This window comes from Blastococcus sp. Marseille-P5729, from assembly GCF_900292035.1.
Classification (GTDB): domain Bacteria; phylum Actinomycetota; class Actinomycetes; order Mycobacteriales; family Antricoccaceae; genus Cumulibacter.
The window spans coordinates 180,952-199,006 of record NZ_OMPO01000003.1; the positions used below are offsets into that span (position 1 = coordinate 180,952).

Below are 18,055 nucleotides of genomic sequence, written 5' to 3' on the forward strand. Positions count from 1 at the left end.
ACCGGCCAACGAAAGCGTTGATGCATCTACCCGAGTTGAGAAATCCTGCTGCCCGAGGGGTCTCTCCCGGAGAGCGGCGATGTGGGCGGTGCCGTGGGAGGCGAGGGCGCTGTGTGCTCGTTCGGGTCATACTGCGATGACTCGTCCGGCTCATCCTGCGATGAGAGGTCTGTGCTGGAGAGCTTTGACGGGGACTTGTCGGCCTCTGGCAGCGAACGGGTCCGTGGGGGAGTCGTCTTGGCAATCTTAAGCCTGCTCAAGACTTCGTCGTAGAAGTTCTCGACCCCCTTCTGGACCGAATTAACGAATCCGCCAGTTCCGCTCTTGTTTGTGCTCAGTGCGACACCTCGAGAGAGACGGAATCCACGAATCTCCCTCCCGGCGTCGGGCACGAGAGCGTCAGGATTCTCAACGAGAGCGGCGAGTCGTACCACCGGTGGTGGTGTGCGGCTGTTCTTGACAAGTGCAGCCACGTCGAGATCGAATTCAATACCGGCCAACTGTTTAGTGAGCCGCATCACGCGAGTCCGCTGTCGCGCGCTGTCGCTCGCGTCGACCACAGTTGAGCAGGTCAGGAGTGAAGACCGCAGGTCTGCGACCATAGCAATTGTGCTGTGCGCGTCTGGTATGCGAATCTCTCCGCTGAGACGGCCGTCCTCGACTAGTTCTTTAAGTACTGTGTCGGATCTGATGGCAGGATCCCTTGTTTCGGCGCGGGAGAGTACTTGGGTCACTTCGGATCCCAAACGTCGACCAAGTTGGAGGGAAACGAACCGCACTAGTGCGTCCCATCGCTGTGCGACTTCTCGGGCGCCTGGATCCCCAATGCGAACAGTGTTGTTGCAAACTCCGGAGCGCACAGATGTCCAGTGGCTGCCCATATCGGTGAATTCGAGCGCGCCCGACCCGTCGTACTCCAGGTAACGGATCAGTTCACCGAGGATCCACGCCTGCTCAGGATCTGAAACACCGCGGTGCTCCTTCTGGATCACCGCGGTCGTTAGTACTTCGGACCAGGATAAGTGCGCGAGTTGCACTCTTCGAAGGCGGCGGCGATCGACGGGCGTCGGATGGGTGCCGGGCAGTGGTGGAACCTGGTTCGAGATCGTGAGGACGGCGTCATAGCCCTCCTGGAGTGCGATTGAGATGTAGTTGTCGACCTGCTCCAATGAGAGCTCGTTCTTATCGGTCTTGACCTCGACTAGAGCAGTCCAAGTTCGGGAACCGCGGGTCACGCGAATAAGTCCGTCGGGTCTCAATTCTTTGCCGTTCAAGGTGAACGGCACTTCAATGTACGTCTCCAGCGGACCCGCTGGCGCTCCTAGGGGTCGGCAGATCGATTGCCCGAAATCCCGTACGACGCCCATCACGGCCAAGAGGGCAGACGTCGCACGCCGTTCCTGTTCTCGACCCTTACCGATTCCGGACGTCGGGATGAGGCGTGCCTCATGCCAGGATTTCGCAGACATGACTCGAACATAGATGATGTTCTACAGAATTCCTTGAACCTGGGCGCATTCGTGACAGGTCGGGGGCGGTGCCGCAGCGCGCGAGCCGCCCTCGGTTTCGGCTCGACGACCGGCGTAACCTCCTGGGGGTCACCTAGGAGGCCTTCATGCTGCTTCGTCTGCTGCGCGGGCATCTGCGACCGTACGCCGCTCTGATCGCGGGGATCGTCGCGCTGCAGCTGGCCGGCACCATTGCCAACCTCTATCTGCCGAGCCTGAACGCCGACATCATCGACAAGGGCGTGGCCGTTGGCGACAACGACTACATTCTCTCGATCGGCTTTACATTCTCTCGATCGGCTTCTGGATGCTCGTCGTGACCGCGCTCAGCATCACCTGCTCCATCGCCGCCACCTACCTCGCGGCGAGGGCCGCGATGGGCTTCGGTCGTGACGTCCGTGCCTCGGTCTTCGAGCGCGTCGGTGAGTTCTCGGCGCGCGAGGTCGGCCAGTTCGGCGCGCCCTCGCTGATCACCCGGACGACGAACGACGTCCAGCAGGTGCAGATGCTGGTCGTGATGACGCTGGGGATGATGATCAGCGCGCCGATCATGGCGGTCGGCGGCATCGTCATGGCGCTGCAGCAGGACGTGGGGCTGTCGTGGCTGATGGCCGTCAGCGTCCCGGCGCTCGCGGTTGCGGTCACTCTGATCATCCGGCGCATGGTGCCGCTGTTCCGCCAGAACCAGCTGCTGATCGACGAGGTGAACGGCGTACTGCGGGAGCAGATCACCGGCATCCGGGTGGTTCGCGCATTCGTGCGTGAGCAGCACGAGACCGCGCGGTTCGAGGACTCCAACGCCCGGCTCACTGCGGTCGCGATCTCCGCGGGCCGCTACATGATGACGCTGTTCCCGACCGTGATGCTCGTGCTCAACGTCTCGAGCGTCGCGGTGCTGTGGTTCGGAGGTCAGCGGGTCGAGAACGGCGAGATGCAGGTCGGCTCGTTGACCGCCTTCCTGGCCTACTTGATGCAGATCCTCATGGCGGTCATGATGGCCAGCTTCATGATGATGATGGTGCCGCGGGCGTCGGTCAGCGCCGAGCGCATCGTCGAGGTCCTCGACACATACTCCTCGGTCGTGCCGCCGGAGAACCCGGTGACCGAGGTCGCCGGGCCGGCGACCGTGGCCTTCGACCACGTCGAGTTCACCTTCCCCGGCGCCGATCAGCCGGTGCTGCGGGACATCACCTTCACCGCCGAACCGGGCCGGACGACGGCCATCATCGGCTCCACCGGCTCCGGCAAGACCACGCTGCTGAACCTGATCCCACGGCTGGTCGACGTCACCGATGGCGCGGTGCGCATCCACGACGTCGATGTCCGCCGGCTCGACCCACAGCTGCTGTGGCGCGGCATCGGCCTGGTGCCGCAGCGGCCCTACCTCTTCAGCGGCACCGTGGCGAGCAACCTGCGCTACGGCAACCCGGCCGCCACCGACGACGATCTCTGGGAGGCATTGCGGATCGCCCAGGCGGCGGACTTCGTCGCCGATCTCGGTGGCCTCGACGCCGCGATCGCGCAGGGCGGCACCAACGTGTCGGGTGGGCAGCGTCAGCGGCTGTCGATCGCCCGTGCCCTGGTCAGCAAGCCCGAGATCTATCTCTTCGACGACTCCTTCTCGGCCCTCGACCTCGGGACCGACGCGCGGCTGCGCGCCGCGCTCGAGCCGGTAACCCGCGACGCGGTGATGATCGTCGTCGCGCAACGGGTGTCGACGATCGTGGACGCCGATCAGATCATCGTCCTCGAGGACGGCGCGATCGTCGGTCGCGGCACGCACCGCGAGCTGCTCGAGCACTGCCAGACGTACGCCGAGATCGTCGAGTCGCAGGCCGCGGCGGAGGTGTCATGATGCGCCGCGACCCCAAGCGCCCGGTGGCCGACAACCCAATCGCCGGTGCGAGTCCGCCGGAGGTCGCCGTGCCGACCGAGGCTGCGGTCCCCGGTGGAGCCGTACCGGGCGGCGTGGCGGCGGCGACCGAGGTCGACGAGCAGGACGGTCCTGAGCGACTGCCCGAGGCGAGTCGCAACCAGGGCGGGCCGCCGCACGCGATGATGGGGCGCCCGGTCGAGAAGTCGTTGAACTTCTGGCCCTCGACCAGGCGCCTCCTGGGCTGGCTCATACCAGAACGGCTCAAGGCGCTGGCGGTCGTCGTGCTCGCCGTGATCGCGGTCGTGCTCTCGGTGGTCGCGCCGCTGATCCTTGGCCGCGCGATGGACATCATCTTCGGCGGATCGATCGGCAGCCAGCTGCCCGGCGGGGGGACTCGTCAGCAGGTGCTCGACGGGCTGCGCGCCTCCGGTGACGATCGGATGGCGGACATGCTCTCGACGATGCCGTTCGTGCCCGGCCGCGGGATCGACTTCGACCATCTCGGACGCACGCTGCTGGTGGTGCTGGTGCTGTACGTCCTGTCCTCGGCGTTCCAGTGGCTGACCGGCTTCCTGCTCAACGACGTCGTCCAGAGCACCGTGCGCCGCATGCGTCAGACCGTGGAGCGCAAGCTGCACCGGCTGCCGCTCGCGTACTTCGACCGGCGTCCGCGCGGCGAGATCCTCAGCCGCGTCACCAACGACATCGACAACATCGCGCAGACCCTCACCCAGACCCTCAGCCAGCTGCTGACCGCGCTGCTGACGGTAATCGGCGTGGTCGTTATGATGTTCGTGATCTCTCCGCTGCTCGCCTTGATCGCGCTGGTCACGATCCCGCTCAGCGGCCTGGTCACGGCGCTGATCGGCAAGCGCTCGCAGAAGAAGTTCATCGCGCAGTGGACGCACACCGGCGAGCTCAACGGCCAGATCGAGGAGGCCTTCACCGGACATGAGCTCGTAAAGGTGTTCGGCCGGCAGAAGGAGGTCTCAGCCGAGTTCGCGAGGACGAACGAGAAGCTCTACGAGGCGGCCTTCGGGGCGCAGTTCATCAGCGGCATGATCATGCCGATCATGTTCTTCATCGGGAACCTGAACTACGTCGCGATCGCCGTCATAGGTGGACTCCGGATCACCTCGGGCGCGATGACGCTCGGCGAGGTGCAGGCCTTCATCCAGTACTCTCAGCGCTTCACCCAGCCGCTGACCCAGGTCGCGTCGATGGCCAACCTGCTGCAGTCCGGTGTGGCGAGCGCCGAGCGGGTGTTCTCGCTGATGGACGCTGCCGAGGAATCCCCCGAACCCGCCGAGAACCTCGACGAGCCGGGCCCGGGCCGCGTCGAGTTCGAGCACATCTCCTTCTCGTACAAGAAGGACCAGCCGCTGATCACCGACCTGTCGCTGATCGCCGAGCCCGGGCAGACCGTCGCCATCGTGGGGCCCACGGGTGCGGGCAAGACGACGCTGGTCAACCTGATCATGCGCTTCTACGAGCTGGATGCTGGCCGCATCACCCTCGATGGCGTCGACATCGCCGAGCTGCCACGTCAGCAGCTTCGCGAGCGGATCGGGATGGTGCTGCAGGACTCGTGGCTGTTCGGCGGCACGATCCGCGACAACATCGCGTACGGCAAGCCGTCGGCGTCCGAGGAGGAGATCCTGGCCGCAGCCCGCGCGACCTACGTCGACCGGTTCGTGCACTCGCTGCCTGACGGTTACGACACCGTCATCGATGAGGAGGCCTCGAACGTCTCCGCGGGCGAGAAGCAGCTGATCACCATCGCGCGGGCGTTCATCAGTCAGCCCTCCCTGCTGATCCTGGACGAGGCGACGTCCTCGGTGGACACCCGCACGGAGCTGCTGGTGCAGAAGGCGATGTCGGCGCTGCGCAGCGACCGGACGTCGTTCGTCATCGCGCACCGCCTCTCGACGATCCGCGACGCCGACCTGATCCTGGTCATGGAGGACGGCGCCATCGTCGAGCAGGGCACGCACGATGCGCTGCTGGAGCAGCATGGCGCCTACTGGCGGCTGTACAACGCGCAGTTCACCGCCGCCGTCGCCGCCGAGTAGCCACCCAACGCCTGAGCCCGACCTGCGGGGCAGTGGAGCACGATAACCACTCGTTAGCGTGCTCCACTGCCCCGCAGAACGAAATCAGCGGGGCGGGAGGACGACGTTGTCGAGCAGCCGCGGCTTGCCCAGCCGGACGGCGAGCGAGGCCAGTGCGCCGACCGCGGGGTCGACGTGGTCGAGCTCCTCGAGGGTGTCGGGGTGCGCGATGCTGACGTAGTCCGGCTCGGCGAGTGGCTCGGCGTCCAGCACCTGCATCATCGCCGACCGCAGCAACGCGCCGTGGGTCTCGCCGTCCTGCCAGGCCTTCTCGACCGCGTCGAGCGCCCGGCGCAGCACCACGGCCCGCTCCCGCTCGGTCGGGTCGAGATAGCTGTTGCGGCTGCTCATCGCCAGCCCGTCCGGCTCGCGGATCGTGGGGGAGGCGATGACCTCCAGCGGCATGCCGAGGTCGCCCACCATCTTCTTGACCACCACCACCTGCTGCGCATCCTTCTGCCCGAAGTACGCGCGGGTGGGCTGGACGACGTTGAAGATCACCGACAGCACCGTGCTGACGCCGCGGAAGTGGCCCGGACGATGCGCACCTTCGAGCCCGTCGGTGATGCCCTCGACGTCCACGTAGGTGTCGAAGCCGGGCGGATACACGTCGGTGTCGGACGGCGTCCACACTACGTCGCAGCCGGTCTCTTCGAGCAGCGCCAGGTCTCGCTCGCGGTCGCGCGGATACGAGCCGAGGTCCTCCTTCGGACCGAACTGCAGCGGGTTCACGAAGATCGTCGCGATTGCGGCGCCGCACTCCTTCTTGGCCCGGCGGACCAGCGACAGGTGCCCGTCGTGCAGGTAGCCCATCGTCGGCACGAGACCGACGACATCGAGCTCGGCGCGGGCGGCCCGCAGCTCCTCGCGGGTGGTCACGACCCTCATCGGCCCGCCTCGTCGTCGATCGCGGCCAGCGCTGCTGCGAGGACGTCGTCGTCCATCTTCGAGCTGTTCGCGTCGGTGGGGAAGGCGCCGGAGCGGACGTCGGCCGCGTACTCATCGAGCCCGCCGAGCGCCTCGTCCGCGAGTGTGCGATAGCGACGCGTGTGCCGCGGGACGAAGTCCTCGTAGAGCCCGAGAAGGTCGTGCCACACCTGCACCTGGCCGCTGGTGTCTGGTCCGGCGCCGATGCCGATGGTGGGGACGTCGAGCCGCTCGGTGATCGCCTTCGCGAGCGGCGCGGGGATCAGCTCGAAGACGACGGCCCAGCAGCCGGCCTCCTGCAGCGCGAGCGCGTCGCGCATCAGCTGTGCGGCGGCGTCCGCCTCGCGGGCCTGCACCTTCATGCCGATCGTGTTCACCGACTGCGGCGTGAACCCGAGATGCCCCATGACGGGCACGCCCTCGGCGATCAGCGCCTTGATCGTCGCTACTCGGGAGGCGCCGCCCTCGAGCTTCACGGACTGGCAGCCGGCCTCGGCCATCAACCGGCCGGCGTTGCGCAGCGCGTCGGAGGTCTCGGCGTACGCCATGAACGGCAGATCAGAGATCACCAGGGGCCGCTGAGCGCCGCGCATCACCATCTTCGTGTGGTAGATGATGTCGTCGACCGTCACCGGCAGCGTCGAGTCGCGACCCTGCATCACCATCCCGAGGGAGTCGCCGACCAGGATCATGTCGATGCCGCTGCGCTCGACGAGCGCGGCCGAGGTGTAGTCGTAGGCAGTGATCATCGTGATGCGCCGGTCTTCGGCGTGCATGCGTGCAATATCGGCGATCGAGGTACGGCGGGCCATGGCTCCTCCGGGGATGGGTCCGGGTGGTCTATCGGGGGCTCGATGCTCGGCGAATTCCGTAGAGCGTAAGTGCTGCTATTGATCCGGTGGGGGTTGTGTGAGCAACGCCTTGAGGGCACCGATTCGGTCGGGGTCGAGTCCTCGCTCGGCCACCAGTCCGAGGGTGGCCAGGCCTGCGGCGCGGTACAGGTCCGCCGTGGCGCCGCTGCCGAGAGCGGCGAGGTGACGCTCGATCGTCCCGACATCGCCGCGGACCGCCGGGCCGGTCAGCCCGTGCGGCAGCCCGTTGGTGGCGAGCCCGTCGAGGGTGCTGCGCATGAGCGGCAGCAGTGCCGACAACGCCTCGTCGCGGTCGAGGCCGCACTCGGCGAGCAGCCCGGCGGCATGCGCGATCAGGGTGACCGAGTAGTTGGCTGCCAGGACGGCGGCCGCGTGATACCGAGTGCGATCGGATGCCGCGAGCGGCAGCGGCTTACCACCGAGTCGGTGGGTGAGCTCGACGAGCGCCGTCCGCAGTGGCTCGTCGGCGGTGATCCCCCAGGTGATGCCGCTCTGCAGCGGCGTACCGACGGTGGCGAAGGCCTGCAGCGGGTGCCAGGCGCCGACCTGATGCCCGGCTTCCGCCAGTGGCTGCAAAGGGGTGAGATCGAGCGCGCCGGAGCAGTGCACGAACGCTGTTGCGGGCAGCACCTCGTCGGCGAGCCGCGTGGCGGTCTGGGCGATGGCGTCGTCCGGCACGCAAAGCACGACGAGATCGGCCGGCGGCGGGATGGTTCTGCCGGAGGTGAGCCGCGCATCGATGTCTGCGGCATCCAGTGCGGTGCCGAGCGCCGTCCCCACACGGCCGCGGCCCAGGATCACGATGTCCACGCCCTTGAGTCTGTCAGGTGGCACATGACACCCCAGTCACGTTCACATATCGTCAGAGCAGACACCCTGTGACAGGAGACACGCGTGACGCAGCCCCTCTATCCCGGATCGGTCGCCGAGACCCCCGACATCCAGCAGGCCAGGTCGTGGTGCTTCAGCGCCCACCTGACCCGGCTGGCGCAGAAGCAGCCGGACAAGCTGGCCATGAAGTGCGGCGAGGACACCCTCACCTACGGCCAGCTCGACACCAAGGTCACCAAGCTCGCTAACGCGCTGCGCGAAGCCGGCATCGAGCGCGGCGACCGGGTCGCGACCGTCTGCATGAACCACCTCGAGCACATCATCACCTTCTGGGCCGCCTGGCGACTGGGCGCGGTGATCGTGCCGATGAACTTCCGTCTCGCGCCATCCGAGCTGACCTACCTGATCACCGACTCGGGCGCCAAGGCGCTGGTCATCGACGGCATGTTCGACAAGCTCGAGGAAGTCGCCCGTCAGCAGCTCAGTGCCCACCTCGTCGTCGGCGACAGCGACAGCGGCGCGCGGGACTTCACCGAGTTCCTCGAGACCGGCAGCGGCGAACACGACTACGTGCACGTGGAGGAGCAGGAGCTCTGCGCGATCATGTACACCTCGGGCACCACCGGGCTGCCCAAGGGCGCGATGCTCAGCTACACCAACCTGCTCGCGCAGACCCACAACGTCATGTCGATCTTCAAGATCTCTGGCGAGGACGAGATCAACCTGTGCGGCGTCCCGCTGTTCCACATCGCCGGGATCGGGGGACTGCTGCCGAACTTCCGGGTCGGCGGGCACACCGTCATCCAGCGACTCGGCGCGTTCGACCCGCAGGCGACGATGGAGCTGATCCGCGACGAGGGCATCACGCAGTGCTTCCTGGTGCCGACGCAGTGGCAGGCGGTCTGCTCGTTGCCGCCGCTCGATCCGCCGATCACCTCGCTGCGGCGGATCTCGTGGGGTGCGGCTCCGACGACTAAGGGGATCCTCGAGGCGATGGAGCGCACCTTCCCGGGCGTGGAGAACATCGCGGTCTTCGGCCAGACCGAGATGTCGCCGGTGACCTGCTCGCTCGAGGCCAAGGACGCCATCCGCAAGATCGGCTCGGTTGGTCGCCCGATCCCCGGGGTGGAGGCGCGCATCGTGGACCCCGCGATGCAGGACGTTGCGAAGGGCGAAGTCGGCGAGATCGTCTACCGCGGCCCGAACATGATGCTCGGCTACTGGAACCGCGAGGAGGCCACCCGCGACGCCTTCACCGGTGGCTGGTTCCACTCCGGCGATCTGGTGCGCGAGGACGACGAGGGATTCATCTACGTCGTCGACCGGCTCAAGGACATGCTGATCTCCGGCGGCGAGAACATCTACTGCGCCGAGGTCGAGGCCGCCGTCCAGTCGCACCCCGACGTCATGGAGGCGGCGGTCATCGGCCGGCCCGACGAGAAGTGGGGAGAGGTGCCGGTGGTCGTCGTGGCGCCAAACCCTGGCGCGCGGCTCACCGAGCAGCAGGTGCTCGATCACGTCGCCGACAAGCTCGCGAAGTTCAAGCAGCCCAAGGCCGTGCACCTGGTGGAAGCCTTGCCCCGCAACGCCTCCGGCAAGGTCACCAAGCCCGCCCTCCGCGACCAATACACCCGGCCCTAGACCGGGGGAAGAGAAAGGAGAGTCCGATGGATGGACTCATGCAGGTCGCCCCGCTCACGATCGTCGACATCTTCGAGCGGTGCGAGACGATGTTCCCCGACCACACGGTCATCACCCGGGGACCGAGCCAGAACGAGTACACCTACGGCGACTGGGCCAAGCGGGTTCGCCAGCTGGGCACGGCGCTGAACGACCTGGGCCTGTCGGACGACGCCCGCGTGGGCACCTTCTGCTGGAACCACCACCAGCACCTGGAGATGTACTACGCGATCCCGTGCACCGGTCGGGTGATGCATAACCTGAACATCCGGCTGTTCCCAGATCAGCTGGTCTACATCGTGAACCACGCCGAGGACGAGGCGGTGTTCGTCGACCGCTCGCTGCTGCCGCTGTTCCTGCCCATCCTGGAGCAGTCGCCGACGGTCAAGAGGGTCATCGTCGTCGACGACGGCAACGGCCCGGAGATCCCGAGGGACGACGACCGCTTCATCGAGTACGAGCAGCTGATCGCCGGCCGCGAGCCCGCGCAGTTCCACATCGAGGACGAGAACCGCGCGTCGGGCATGTGCTACACCTCGGGCACGACCGGCAACCCCAAGGGGGTCATGTACTCGCACCGCTCGACATGGCTGCACGCCTTCGGCATGACCTCGACGATGACGATCGGCGTGGACAACACCGACCGTGCGCTGGTCATCGTGCCGATGTTCCACGCCAACGCCTGGGGCCTGCCGTACGCCGCTCCGCTGTGCGGCGCTGAGATGGTCTTCCCAGGCGCCGACATGTCGCCCGACGCGATCGCCACAATCCTCCAGGACGACGACATCACCATCGCCATGGGCGTCCCGACGATCTGGCAGGGGATTTTGCCACTGCTGGACACCTACGAGTTCAAGTCGCTTCGCGCGCTCACTGCCGGTGGTTCGGCCGTACCCCGGGCGCTCATCAAGGCCTACCGCGACAAGATCAACGTCCCGATCCTGCAGGGCTGGGGCATGACCGAGACCTCGCCGGTCTGCTCGATCGCCAAGCCGCAGCGCCGCGACGCCGGCAAGAACGACGAGGAGCTGCTCGACGCTGCCGCCACCGCGGGCACCATCGTCGGCGGCGTGCAGGCGAGGGTGGCCGACCTCGCGACCGGCGAGTCGCTGCCGTGGGACGGTGAGACCACCGGAGAGCTGCAGGTGAAGGGCAACTGGATCGCGCGCGAGTACTTCAAGGGCGAGCAGCCGCTGTCGACCGAGGACGGCTGGATGAAGACCGGTGACATAGCCGCGATCACCTCCGAGGGCGTCATCCGGATCGTCGACCGCACCAAGGACCTCGTGAAGTCCGGTGGTGAGTGGATCTCGTCGGTGGACGTCGAGAACATCCTGATGGCGCACCCCGACGTCCGCGAGGCCGCGATCGTCGGCGTGCCGCACCCGAAGTGGACCGAGCGCCCGCTGGCCTGCGTCGTCCTCAAGGACGGCGTCGAGGCGAACGACCAGAAGAAGCAGGAGATCCTGGACTTCCTCGCCCCGCAGATCGCCAAGTGGTGGGTGCCGGACGCGCTGGAGTTCATCGACGAGGTACCCAAGACCAGCGTCGGCAAGTTCTCCAAGAAGGACCTTCGCGACCGGTACGCCGACTACGCGCTGCCAGGCTCGTAGACCGACATGGGCGGACGCCGAAGGCAGGCCAGACCCGCTTCGGCGGCCGCGCTCGCGGCGCGGTGGGTAGGTTCCTGTTCATGAGCAGATACTTCGAGCCACTCGGACCGGGCGTCTTTGACTCGGTCGCGCGCTGGGACGAGGACGTGTACGACAAGCTCGCCAACGCAGACAGCCGAGTGCTCGATGTGAGCATGCCGGCCCTGTCGCGTGCCGCCGACTACTCGATGCTGTGGATGGCGGCGGCCGCGGCGATGCGGGCCTTCGGCGGACGGCGTACCAAGCGGGCAGCGGGACGAGCCATCGGCACCCTCGCGGTGTCGAGTCTGGTGACCAATCAGTGCTTCAAGCGGCTGCACTGGCGCAACCGGCCGAACGGCGCGGCAGTACCGCTGCGCCGCCGGGCCAAGCGGATGCCAACGTCGTCGTCCTTCCCGTCGGGTCACTCGGCCAGCGCCGCAGCGTTCAGCACGGCGGTCGCGCTGGAGAACCTCCCGGTCGGTGCCGCACTCGGCATTCTGGCCGCGGGCGTCGGCACCTCGCGAGTAGCGACCGGGGCGCATTACCCGAGCGATGTCCTGACCGGGTTCGCCGTGGGATCGGGGATGGCGCTGCTTGGAGCCAAGGTCGTCCCGCCGGTGCTGCCCGTCCTCACCGATGACGAGATGCCCGACCAGTTCGAGATCGGCGGGCTCCCGGAAGGCAAGGGCCTGACGGTCATCGTCAACGAGAAGGCGGGGGTGGACCGGCCGCCGATCGGGGCCGAGATCCGCCACGGCCTGCCCCAGGCCGAGATCATCACGCTCGAGCCGGACGTCGACCTCATCGCGATCGCCGAGGACGCCGTACGCAACGGTGCCAAGGCGCTCGGTGTCTGCGGAGGTGACGGTACCGTCGTCGCGATCGCCGAGGTCGCGATGAGACACGACCTGCCGCTGGCGGTCTTCCCGGGCGGCACCTTCAACCACTTCGCGAAGGACATCCGGGTGCCGGACGTCGCGACCGCCATCGAAGCGGTCAAGGGCGGCGTGGCCACCAAGGTCGACGTCGCGACGCTCAACGACAAGATCTTCCTCAACACCGCGAGCGTGGGCACCTATCCCGAGTTCGTCACCGGGCGCGAGCGGCTGCAGCCGCGGTACGGCAAGCGCGCAGCCGCGGTGGTGGCCGCCTATCGGCTGCTCAAGGAGAAACCGCAGGTGCACCTGCGGATTGACGGGCGGCCGATGACCTCGATGCTGTTCTCCGTCGGCAACGGGCAGTACCAGCCGCTGGACTTCGCGCCCGCGCTGCGGCCGAACATGGCCGACGGCAAGCTCGACGTGCGGATCCTGGCCAGTGACCGCCGCGCGATCACCCCACGGCTGCTCTGGGCGACCCTCACCGGCACCCTCGACGACTCGCGGCTCTACCAACGCAAGACGGTCTCCTCGATGCAGGTCGAGGTGCTCGAGTCCGAGGTGCTGGTCTCGCGCGACGGCGAGGTCGATGATCCGGCTCCGGTCCTGCGGTTCGGGGTCAAGCCGCGCGCGCTGACGGTCTTCCAGCCGAAGAACCCGAAGATGTAGGCCGTGCCTCAACCGGCTGTCGGGCCGGGCGGGGTGGACAGCACCGGCGTACGGCGCAGCAGCAGCGAGATCCCGAGGCCGAGCACCAGCATGACCAGCACGCCCTCGGCCAGCAGGGTCCAGCCGCCGTGCCGCCACGCGGTGCCGGCGAGCGTGCCGAGCACCGACGAGCCGAGGTAGTAGCCGAACAGGTACATCGACGCCGCCGAGCCGGTCGAGCGGCCGCCAAGGTAGGCGCGCGCCGCCGTCCACCCGCTGGCGACGCCGTGGACGACGAAGAAGCCGACCGTGACCACCGCGAGCCCGGCCACGAAGACCCACAGTGGCCGCAACAGCGTCAGCCCGACCCCGGCCATGGTGATGAGGAACCCGATCGGGACGACGGCCCGGCGTCCGAAGCGTTCGGCGTACCGGCCGGCCATGGTCGACGAGGCCGCGCCGAGCGGGTTGACCAGGTAGACCAGCCCGGCCAGACCGACCGGCAGCAGGTAGGGCGCGGCCTCGAGCCGGTAGCCGGTGATGTTGAACAGCGCGACATAGCTGCCCATGCTGATCCCGCCCACGAGGTAGAGACCGACCAGCGTGGGGTCGCGCAGGACGCCGAGGAAGGCGGCAGCCGAGGCGCGGACGCCGCGTGGCGCGGCCTGGAAGTTGCGGGACTCGGGAAGAACCAGCAGGACGACGGCGGCGCAGATCAGCGCGTACGCCGCCGTGCCGCCCATGGCCCAGCGCCAGTCGGCTACCTGGGTGAGCCCGCCGCTGACCAGGCGTCCGGCCATCCCGCCCAGTGCCGTGCCGCCGATGTAGAGACCGGTCGCGCGGGCGTGCGAGGAGGGGTGTACCTCCTCCCGCAGGTAGGCCATCGCCACGGCCGGGAAGCCCGCGAGCATCAACCCGGTGATCGCTCGGAGCGCGAGCATCCATGGCCAGGAGGTCACGAACGCCGTCAGTCCCGCGACCACCGCGGCCAGCACCAGCGACCAGCGCATCATTCGCGTCCGGCCCACGATCTCGCTGACCTGCCCCGCGAACAGCAGGGCCAGGCCCAAGGCGATGGTCGTGACGCTGATCGATAGCGCGGCCGTGCTCGGCGGAACGCCGAAGGTGCGCGAGAACTCCGGCAGCAGAGGCTGCGGGTAGTAGAGCAGCCCGAAGGAGGAGAATGAACCTGCGAACAGAGCGATCGAGACGCGACGCAGCCCGGCGTCGCCTGCTCGGTAGCCCTCGAACGTCACCGTGCCAGACTAGTTAACGGTGCTAAGAGTCCAAGGGAGGGGACCATGACGGTCAATCTCGCCACCGCCCGCACGCTACTGTTCGTCCCCGGCCACAAGCCCGAGCTCTTCGCGAAGGCGGCGGCCTCCGAGGCGGACGGCTTCATAGCCGACCTCGAGGACGCCGTCGCGCCGGAGGACAAGACGCGCGCCCGCCAGGTCGCGCTGGAGGGTCTGGACCTGACCCCGGGCCTCATCCGGATCAACGCGGCCGGCACCCCCTGGCATGACGACGACCTGGACGCCGTGGCCGGACGCCGCGGCGTCCTCGGCGTCATACTGCCCAAGGCCGAGGACCTCAAGGAGGTCCGCCGGGTAGCCAGGCGGCTGGCCGGCGTCCCCCTGCTGCTGCTGGTCGAAAGTGCGCGCGGTGTCCGCGACGCCACCGACCTGGCGATGCTGCGTGGGGTCACCCGGCTGTGCTTCGGGAGTCTCGACTATGCCCTCGACACCGGCATCGAAGCGCGCTCGGACCTCGAGGACGAGCTGTTGCACGCCCGCAGCACGCTCGTGATGGCTTCCCGCGCCGCCGGGCTGCCCGGCCCGATCGACGGCGTGGTGCCCGACTTCCGGAACGAGGAGCTGCTCACCGCCCGCACCCGACGCGCGTTCGACCTCGGCTTCCGCGGCAAGCTGTGCATCCACCCGTCGCAGGTCGGCGTCGTACACCGGGCGATCATGCCGGGCGACGAGGAGATCGCCTGGGCGCACAAGATCGTCGACGGCGCCGGTGATCTGCAGGGCGCGGCGGTGCAGGTGGACGGTGAGATGGTCGACCGGCCGGTGCTGCTGAAGGCCCGCGAGATCCTGCAGCGCGCGAACTTCTGATCCCGTCAGATCCCGGGCGCCCCGTCGGCTGTCGCGCAGACGGGCCACCGCAGACCGGCGTACGGCAGGAGGCCTAACGTGGTGCGAATGAGCAGACTGTCCACGCGCAGCGAGACACCGCCCTTCCACGTGATGGACGTGCTGAGCTCGGTCGCCGTCCGCCAGCAGACCCACGGGGACGTCGTCCTGCTGTGCGTCGGCCAGCCCTCGACCGGCGCGCCCGCCCGCGCTCGCGAGCTCGCCGAGGAGGCGGTGCGCAGCCAGGTGCTCGGCTACACCGAGACCGCCGGCAATCTCGAGCTGCGTCAAGCGATCGCGCAGCACTACGACGACTGGTACGGCGTCCCGGTCGCGCCGGAGCAGGTCCTGCTGACCACCGGGTCGTCGGCGGGCTTCACTGCGCTCTTCCTGGCCGCGTTCGACGTGGGCGACCAGGTCGTCGTCACTCGGCCCGGTTACCCGGCGTACCGCAACACCCTGCACAGCCTCGGCTGCCAGGTGGTCGACCTGGACTGCGGTCCGGACACCCGTTTTCAGCCGACTGTCGACCTGCTCGACGCGCTCCCCGAGAAGCCCGCCGGACTCGTGCTGGCCAGCCCCGCCAACCCGGCCGGCACCATCCTGGCGGACCCCGACCTCGCCGCGATCGCCCAGTGGTGCGAGGCCAACGACTGCCTGCTGATCAGCGACGAGATCTACCACGGCATCATCTACGGCACGAGCGCGCAGACCGCCTGGAAGTCCAGTCGCGAGGCGGCGGTCGTCGGCTCGTTCTCCAAGTACTTCTCGATGACCGGCTGGCGGCTGGGCTGGACCCTGCTGCCGGATCATCTGCTGCGTCCGGTCGAGGCGCTGCTGGGCAACCTGAATCTCTGCCCGCCGGCGATCTCGCAGGCCGCGGCGCTCGGGGTGTTCTCCGACTCGGCACGAGCCGAGCTCGCATCGCACGTCGCCCGCTACGCGCGCAACCGGGAGGTGCTGCTGTCGCGGCTGCCCGGCATCGGCGTCCACGACGCGACAGCGCCGGACGGCGCCTTCTACGCGTACGTCGACATCTCGCACCTCACCGACGACTCGCTGGCCTGGTGCCAGCAGGTGCTGGCCGCGACCGGAGTCGCGATCGCGCCCGGGATCGACTTCGCCCCGGACGGCGTCGGTGCGCCCGAGCTCGACGGCAGTCGGTTCGTGCGCTTCTCCTTCGCTGGTTCCGAGGCGGACATCGTCGAGGGCTTTGACCGGCTCTCGGCGTACGTCGCTCACTGATCGCCATGCCCGCCGTGGACGAACGCGTGGCTTGACCTTTTCCCAACGGCTGCCCCACTATCGGATTCGTTGCACCCTCCGGTTGGGGATAGGGACGGCGATCGCTGACGAAGAGCCGACGGGACATCGCCTTCGTCGCCGCAGATCGCGCAACAGCCGGTGGCCGCCGCGCACTCGCGCGGTGGCCACCGGCCTGCCGGGCACTAGGCTGGCGACTACCCGATGCGAAGGAGCACCCCATGGACCTCGGAATCCCCGGCAAGTCTGCGCTCGTCTGCGCCTCCACCGGTGGCCTCGGCGCCGCCACCGCGACTGCGCTGGCCGCTGAGGGTGTGAAGGTGGTCTTCAGCGGACGCCGGGGCGAGCTGGCCGAGGAGCTCGCTGCACCCTTCGAGGAGTCGGTCGGCATCCAGGCAGACACCTCGACCGTCGAAGGCGCCATGGACCTACTGGAGAAGGCCCGGGAGGCGGTCGGCCCGATCGACATCCTGGTGCTCAACGGCCCTGGGCCGCGCCCGGGAACCGCGACCAGCGTGCAGAACGAGGATCTGCATCAGGCATTCGAATCGCTGATGGTGGTGCAGCACGCGCTGGTCGAGGCCTGTCTGCCGCACATGCGCGAGCAGCGGTGGGGCCGGATCCTGTCGATCGCCTCCACCGGAGTGATCGCGCCGATCACCAACCTGGCGCTGTCGAGCATCGGGCGGATGGCGCTCGGCGGCTATCTCAAGGCGCTGGCCAACGAGGTATCCGGGGACGGCGTGACGGTGAACATGCTGCTGCCCGGCCGCATCGCCACCGACCGCCTGAAGTCGCTCGATGCCGAGGCCGCGAAGGCCTCCGGCAAGTCGGTCGAGGACATCGCCAAGGCCGGCGCCCGCACGATCCCGGCCGGGCGGTACGGCGAGCCCAGCGAGTTCGGCGCGGTGGGCGCCTTTCTCTGCAGTGACCCGGCGTCGTACGTGACCGGCAGCGCGGTGCGCTGCGACGGCGGTGCGCACACCACGCTCTGAACGCGCGTCACACCAGCGCCCAGCGCTGCACGACCTGGGCTTACGCCGGTTAGATATATCGATATGATCGCTTAGTCGTTGATAGAACAAACCCCGACACGAGCACTGCCCATGTGCTGGAATGGCAGTTATGAGCAACGTTGTACGGTCCGCGGCGCAAGCGGAGAAGGACGCCGTCGTCTTCAAGGCATTGGCCAATCCCGTGCGACTGCAGATCGTCTCGCTGGTCGCCGCATCGCCGGAAGGACAGGTCAGCGCCGGGCACATCGTCGATCAGTTCTCGCTCTCGCAGCCCACGATCAGCCACCATCTACGGGTGCTCCGCGAGGCCGGGGTACTGACGACGTACAAGTCCTCCACGTTCGTCTACTACCGCTTCGCGCCCCAGCTGCGCGAGACCGTTTCCGCCATCCTGCCGGACGCCGCGGTCGCTCAGCCGCCCACCGAACCAGCCCCGGCCCGCCGAGCCGCCAAGAGATCGCCCTCGCAGGCGGGCCAGCCGCCGGCGGACGCCGAGATGCCGCCGCCCGCTGAGCAGGGCACGCCGCAGCCCGCGACGCCCGAGCTCGTGCCCGAGGAGGACGACGAGCACGGCAAGAAGGGCAAGAAGAAGGACAAGAAGAAGGACAAGAAGGGCAAGAAGGGCAAGAAGAAGTAGCCCGACGCCGCCCGGCGATTAGAGTCGTCGGGC

The 18,055-nt window shown here is 68.0% G+C and carries 15 protein-coding genes; 10 read left to right on the forward strand and 5 right to left on the reverse strand.

Translation table 11 applies throughout. The features are described 5' to 3' along the window. Positions 1 to 26: 26 nt before the first annotated feature. Positions 27 to 1,286 (reverse strand): hypothetical protein, encoded by a 1,260-nt coding sequence (locus DAA40_RS13770; RefSeq protein ID WP_199849793.1) that lies wholly within the window; start codon positions 1,284 to 1,286, stop codon positions 27 to 29. Between the two features lie 329 nt (positions 1,287 to 1,615). Here DAA40_RS13770 and DAA40_RS16790 point away from each other — a divergent pair, with 329 nt between their 5' ends. From DAA40_RS16790 to DAA40_RS13780, 3 genes are read left to right on the forward strand one after another with little or no spacing between them, the layout of a single operon-like run. Beyond that, positions 1,616 to 1,828 (forward strand): hypothetical protein, encoded by a 213-nt coding sequence (locus DAA40_RS16790; protein ID WP_234356386.1) that lies wholly within the window; start codon positions 1,616 to 1,618, stop codon positions 1,826 to 1,828. Next, positions 1,825 to 3,363, forward strand: coding sequence for an ABC transporter ATP-binding protein (locus tag DAA40_RS13775; RefSeq protein ID WP_234356387.1), 1,539 nt, complete (start codon positions 1,825 to 1,827; stop codon positions 3,361 to 3,363). The genes DAA40_RS16790 and DAA40_RS13775 overlap by 4 nt, the downstream gene beginning before the upstream one ends. After that, positions 3,360 to 5,456, forward strand: coding sequence for an ABC transporter ATP-binding protein (locus tag DAA40_RS13780; RefSeq protein WP_234356388.1), 2,097 nt, complete (start codon positions 3,360 to 3,362; stop codon positions 5,454 to 5,456). Before DAA40_RS13775 ends, DAA40_RS13780 begins: the two co-directional genes overlap by 4 nt. A gap of 84 nt (positions 5,457 to 5,540) precedes the next feature. Here the strand turns inward: DAA40_RS13780 and panC are convergent, their stop codons facing one another. From panC to DAA40_RS13795, 3 genes are all read right to left on the reverse strand, one after another. Continuing rightward, positions 5,541 to 6,383: a pantoate--beta-alanine ligase gene (panC, locus tag DAA40_RS13785; protein ID WP_106850319.1), complete on the reverse strand. Its 843-nt coding sequence runs from the start codon at positions 6,381 to 6,383 to the stop codon at positions 5,541 to 5,543. Next, the gene (panB, locus tag DAA40_RS13790; RefSeq protein ID WP_106850320.1) at positions 6,380 to 7,234 is read right to left on the reverse strand and encodes a 3-methyl-2-oxobutanoate hydroxymethyltransferase; all 855 of its coding nucleotides are present in this window, start codon (positions 7,232 to 7,234) and stop codon (positions 6,380 to 6,382) included. The genes panC and panB overlap by 4 nt, the downstream gene beginning before the upstream one ends. A 75-nt stretch (positions 7,235 to 7,309) precedes the next feature. Further along, a complete protein-coding gene (locus DAA40_RS13795; protein ID WP_158716449.1) occupies positions 7,310 to 8,104 on the reverse strand; it encodes a Rossmann-like and DUF2520 domain-containing protein in 795 nt (264 codons plus the stop codon). Between the two features lie 84 nt (positions 8,105 to 8,188). Between DAA40_RS13795 and DAA40_RS13800 the strand changes: the two genes are divergently transcribed. From DAA40_RS13800 to DAA40_RS13810, 3 genes are all read left to right on the forward strand, one after another. Next, on the forward strand, positions 8,189 to 9,766 hold the full coding sequence (locus tag DAA40_RS13800) for a long-chain-fatty-acid--CoA ligase (RefSeq protein WP_106850322.1): 1,578 nt from the start codon (positions 8,189 to 8,191) through the stop codon (positions 9,764 to 9,766). Between the two features lie 26 nt (positions 9,767 to 9,792). Then, a complete protein-coding gene (locus tag DAA40_RS13805) occupies positions 9,793 to 11,418 on the forward strand; it encodes a long-chain fatty acid--CoA ligase (protein WP_106850323.1) in 1,626 nt (541 codons plus the stop codon). Positions 11,419 to 11,498: 80 nt separating this feature from the next. Then, complete coding sequence (locus tag DAA40_RS13810; protein ID WP_106850324.1) at positions 11,499 to 12,986, forward strand: bifunctional phosphatase PAP2/diacylglycerol kinase family protein; 1,488 nt, start codon at positions 11,499 to 11,501, stop codon at positions 12,984 to 12,986. A gap of 8 nt (positions 12,987 to 12,994) precedes the next feature. Here DAA40_RS13810 and DAA40_RS13815 read toward each other — a convergent pair whose 3' ends face one another. Continuing rightward, a complete protein-coding gene (locus DAA40_RS13815; protein ID WP_199849794.1) occupies positions 12,995 to 14,221 on the reverse strand; it encodes an MFS transporter in 1,227 nt (408 codons plus the stop codon). 45 nt (positions 14,222 to 14,266) lie between these two features. Between DAA40_RS13815 and DAA40_RS13820 the strand changes: the two genes are divergently transcribed. The 4 genes from DAA40_RS13820 (at position 14,267) to DAA40_RS13835 (ending at position 18,022) form a co-directional block, all read left to right on the forward strand. Further along, positions 14,267 to 15,088: a CoA ester lyase gene (locus DAA40_RS13820; RefSeq protein ID WP_106850325.1), complete on the forward strand. Its 822-nt coding sequence runs from the start codon at positions 14,267 to 14,269 to the stop codon at positions 15,086 to 15,088. Positions 15,089 to 15,175: 87 nt separating this feature from the next. Next, positions 15,176 to 16,351: an aminotransferase class I/II-fold pyridoxal phosphate-dependent enzyme gene (locus tag DAA40_RS13825; RefSeq protein WP_106850326.1), complete on the forward strand. Its 1,176-nt coding sequence runs from the start codon at positions 15,176 to 15,178 to the stop codon at positions 16,349 to 16,351. Positions 16,352 to 16,590: 239 nt separating this feature from the next. Continuing rightward, a complete protein-coding gene (locus tag DAA40_RS13830) occupies positions 16,591 to 17,364 on the forward strand; it encodes an SDR family oxidoreductase (protein WP_106850327.1) in 774 nt (257 codons plus the stop codon). 130 nt (positions 17,365 to 17,494) lie between these two features. Continuing rightward, positions 17,495 to 18,022, forward strand: a complete 528-nt coding sequence (locus tag DAA40_RS13835; protein ID WP_199849795.1) for a helix-turn-helix transcriptional regulator — start codon at positions 17,495 to 17,497, stop codon at positions 18,020 to 18,022. Positions 18,023 to 18,055: the final 33 nt, after the last annotated feature.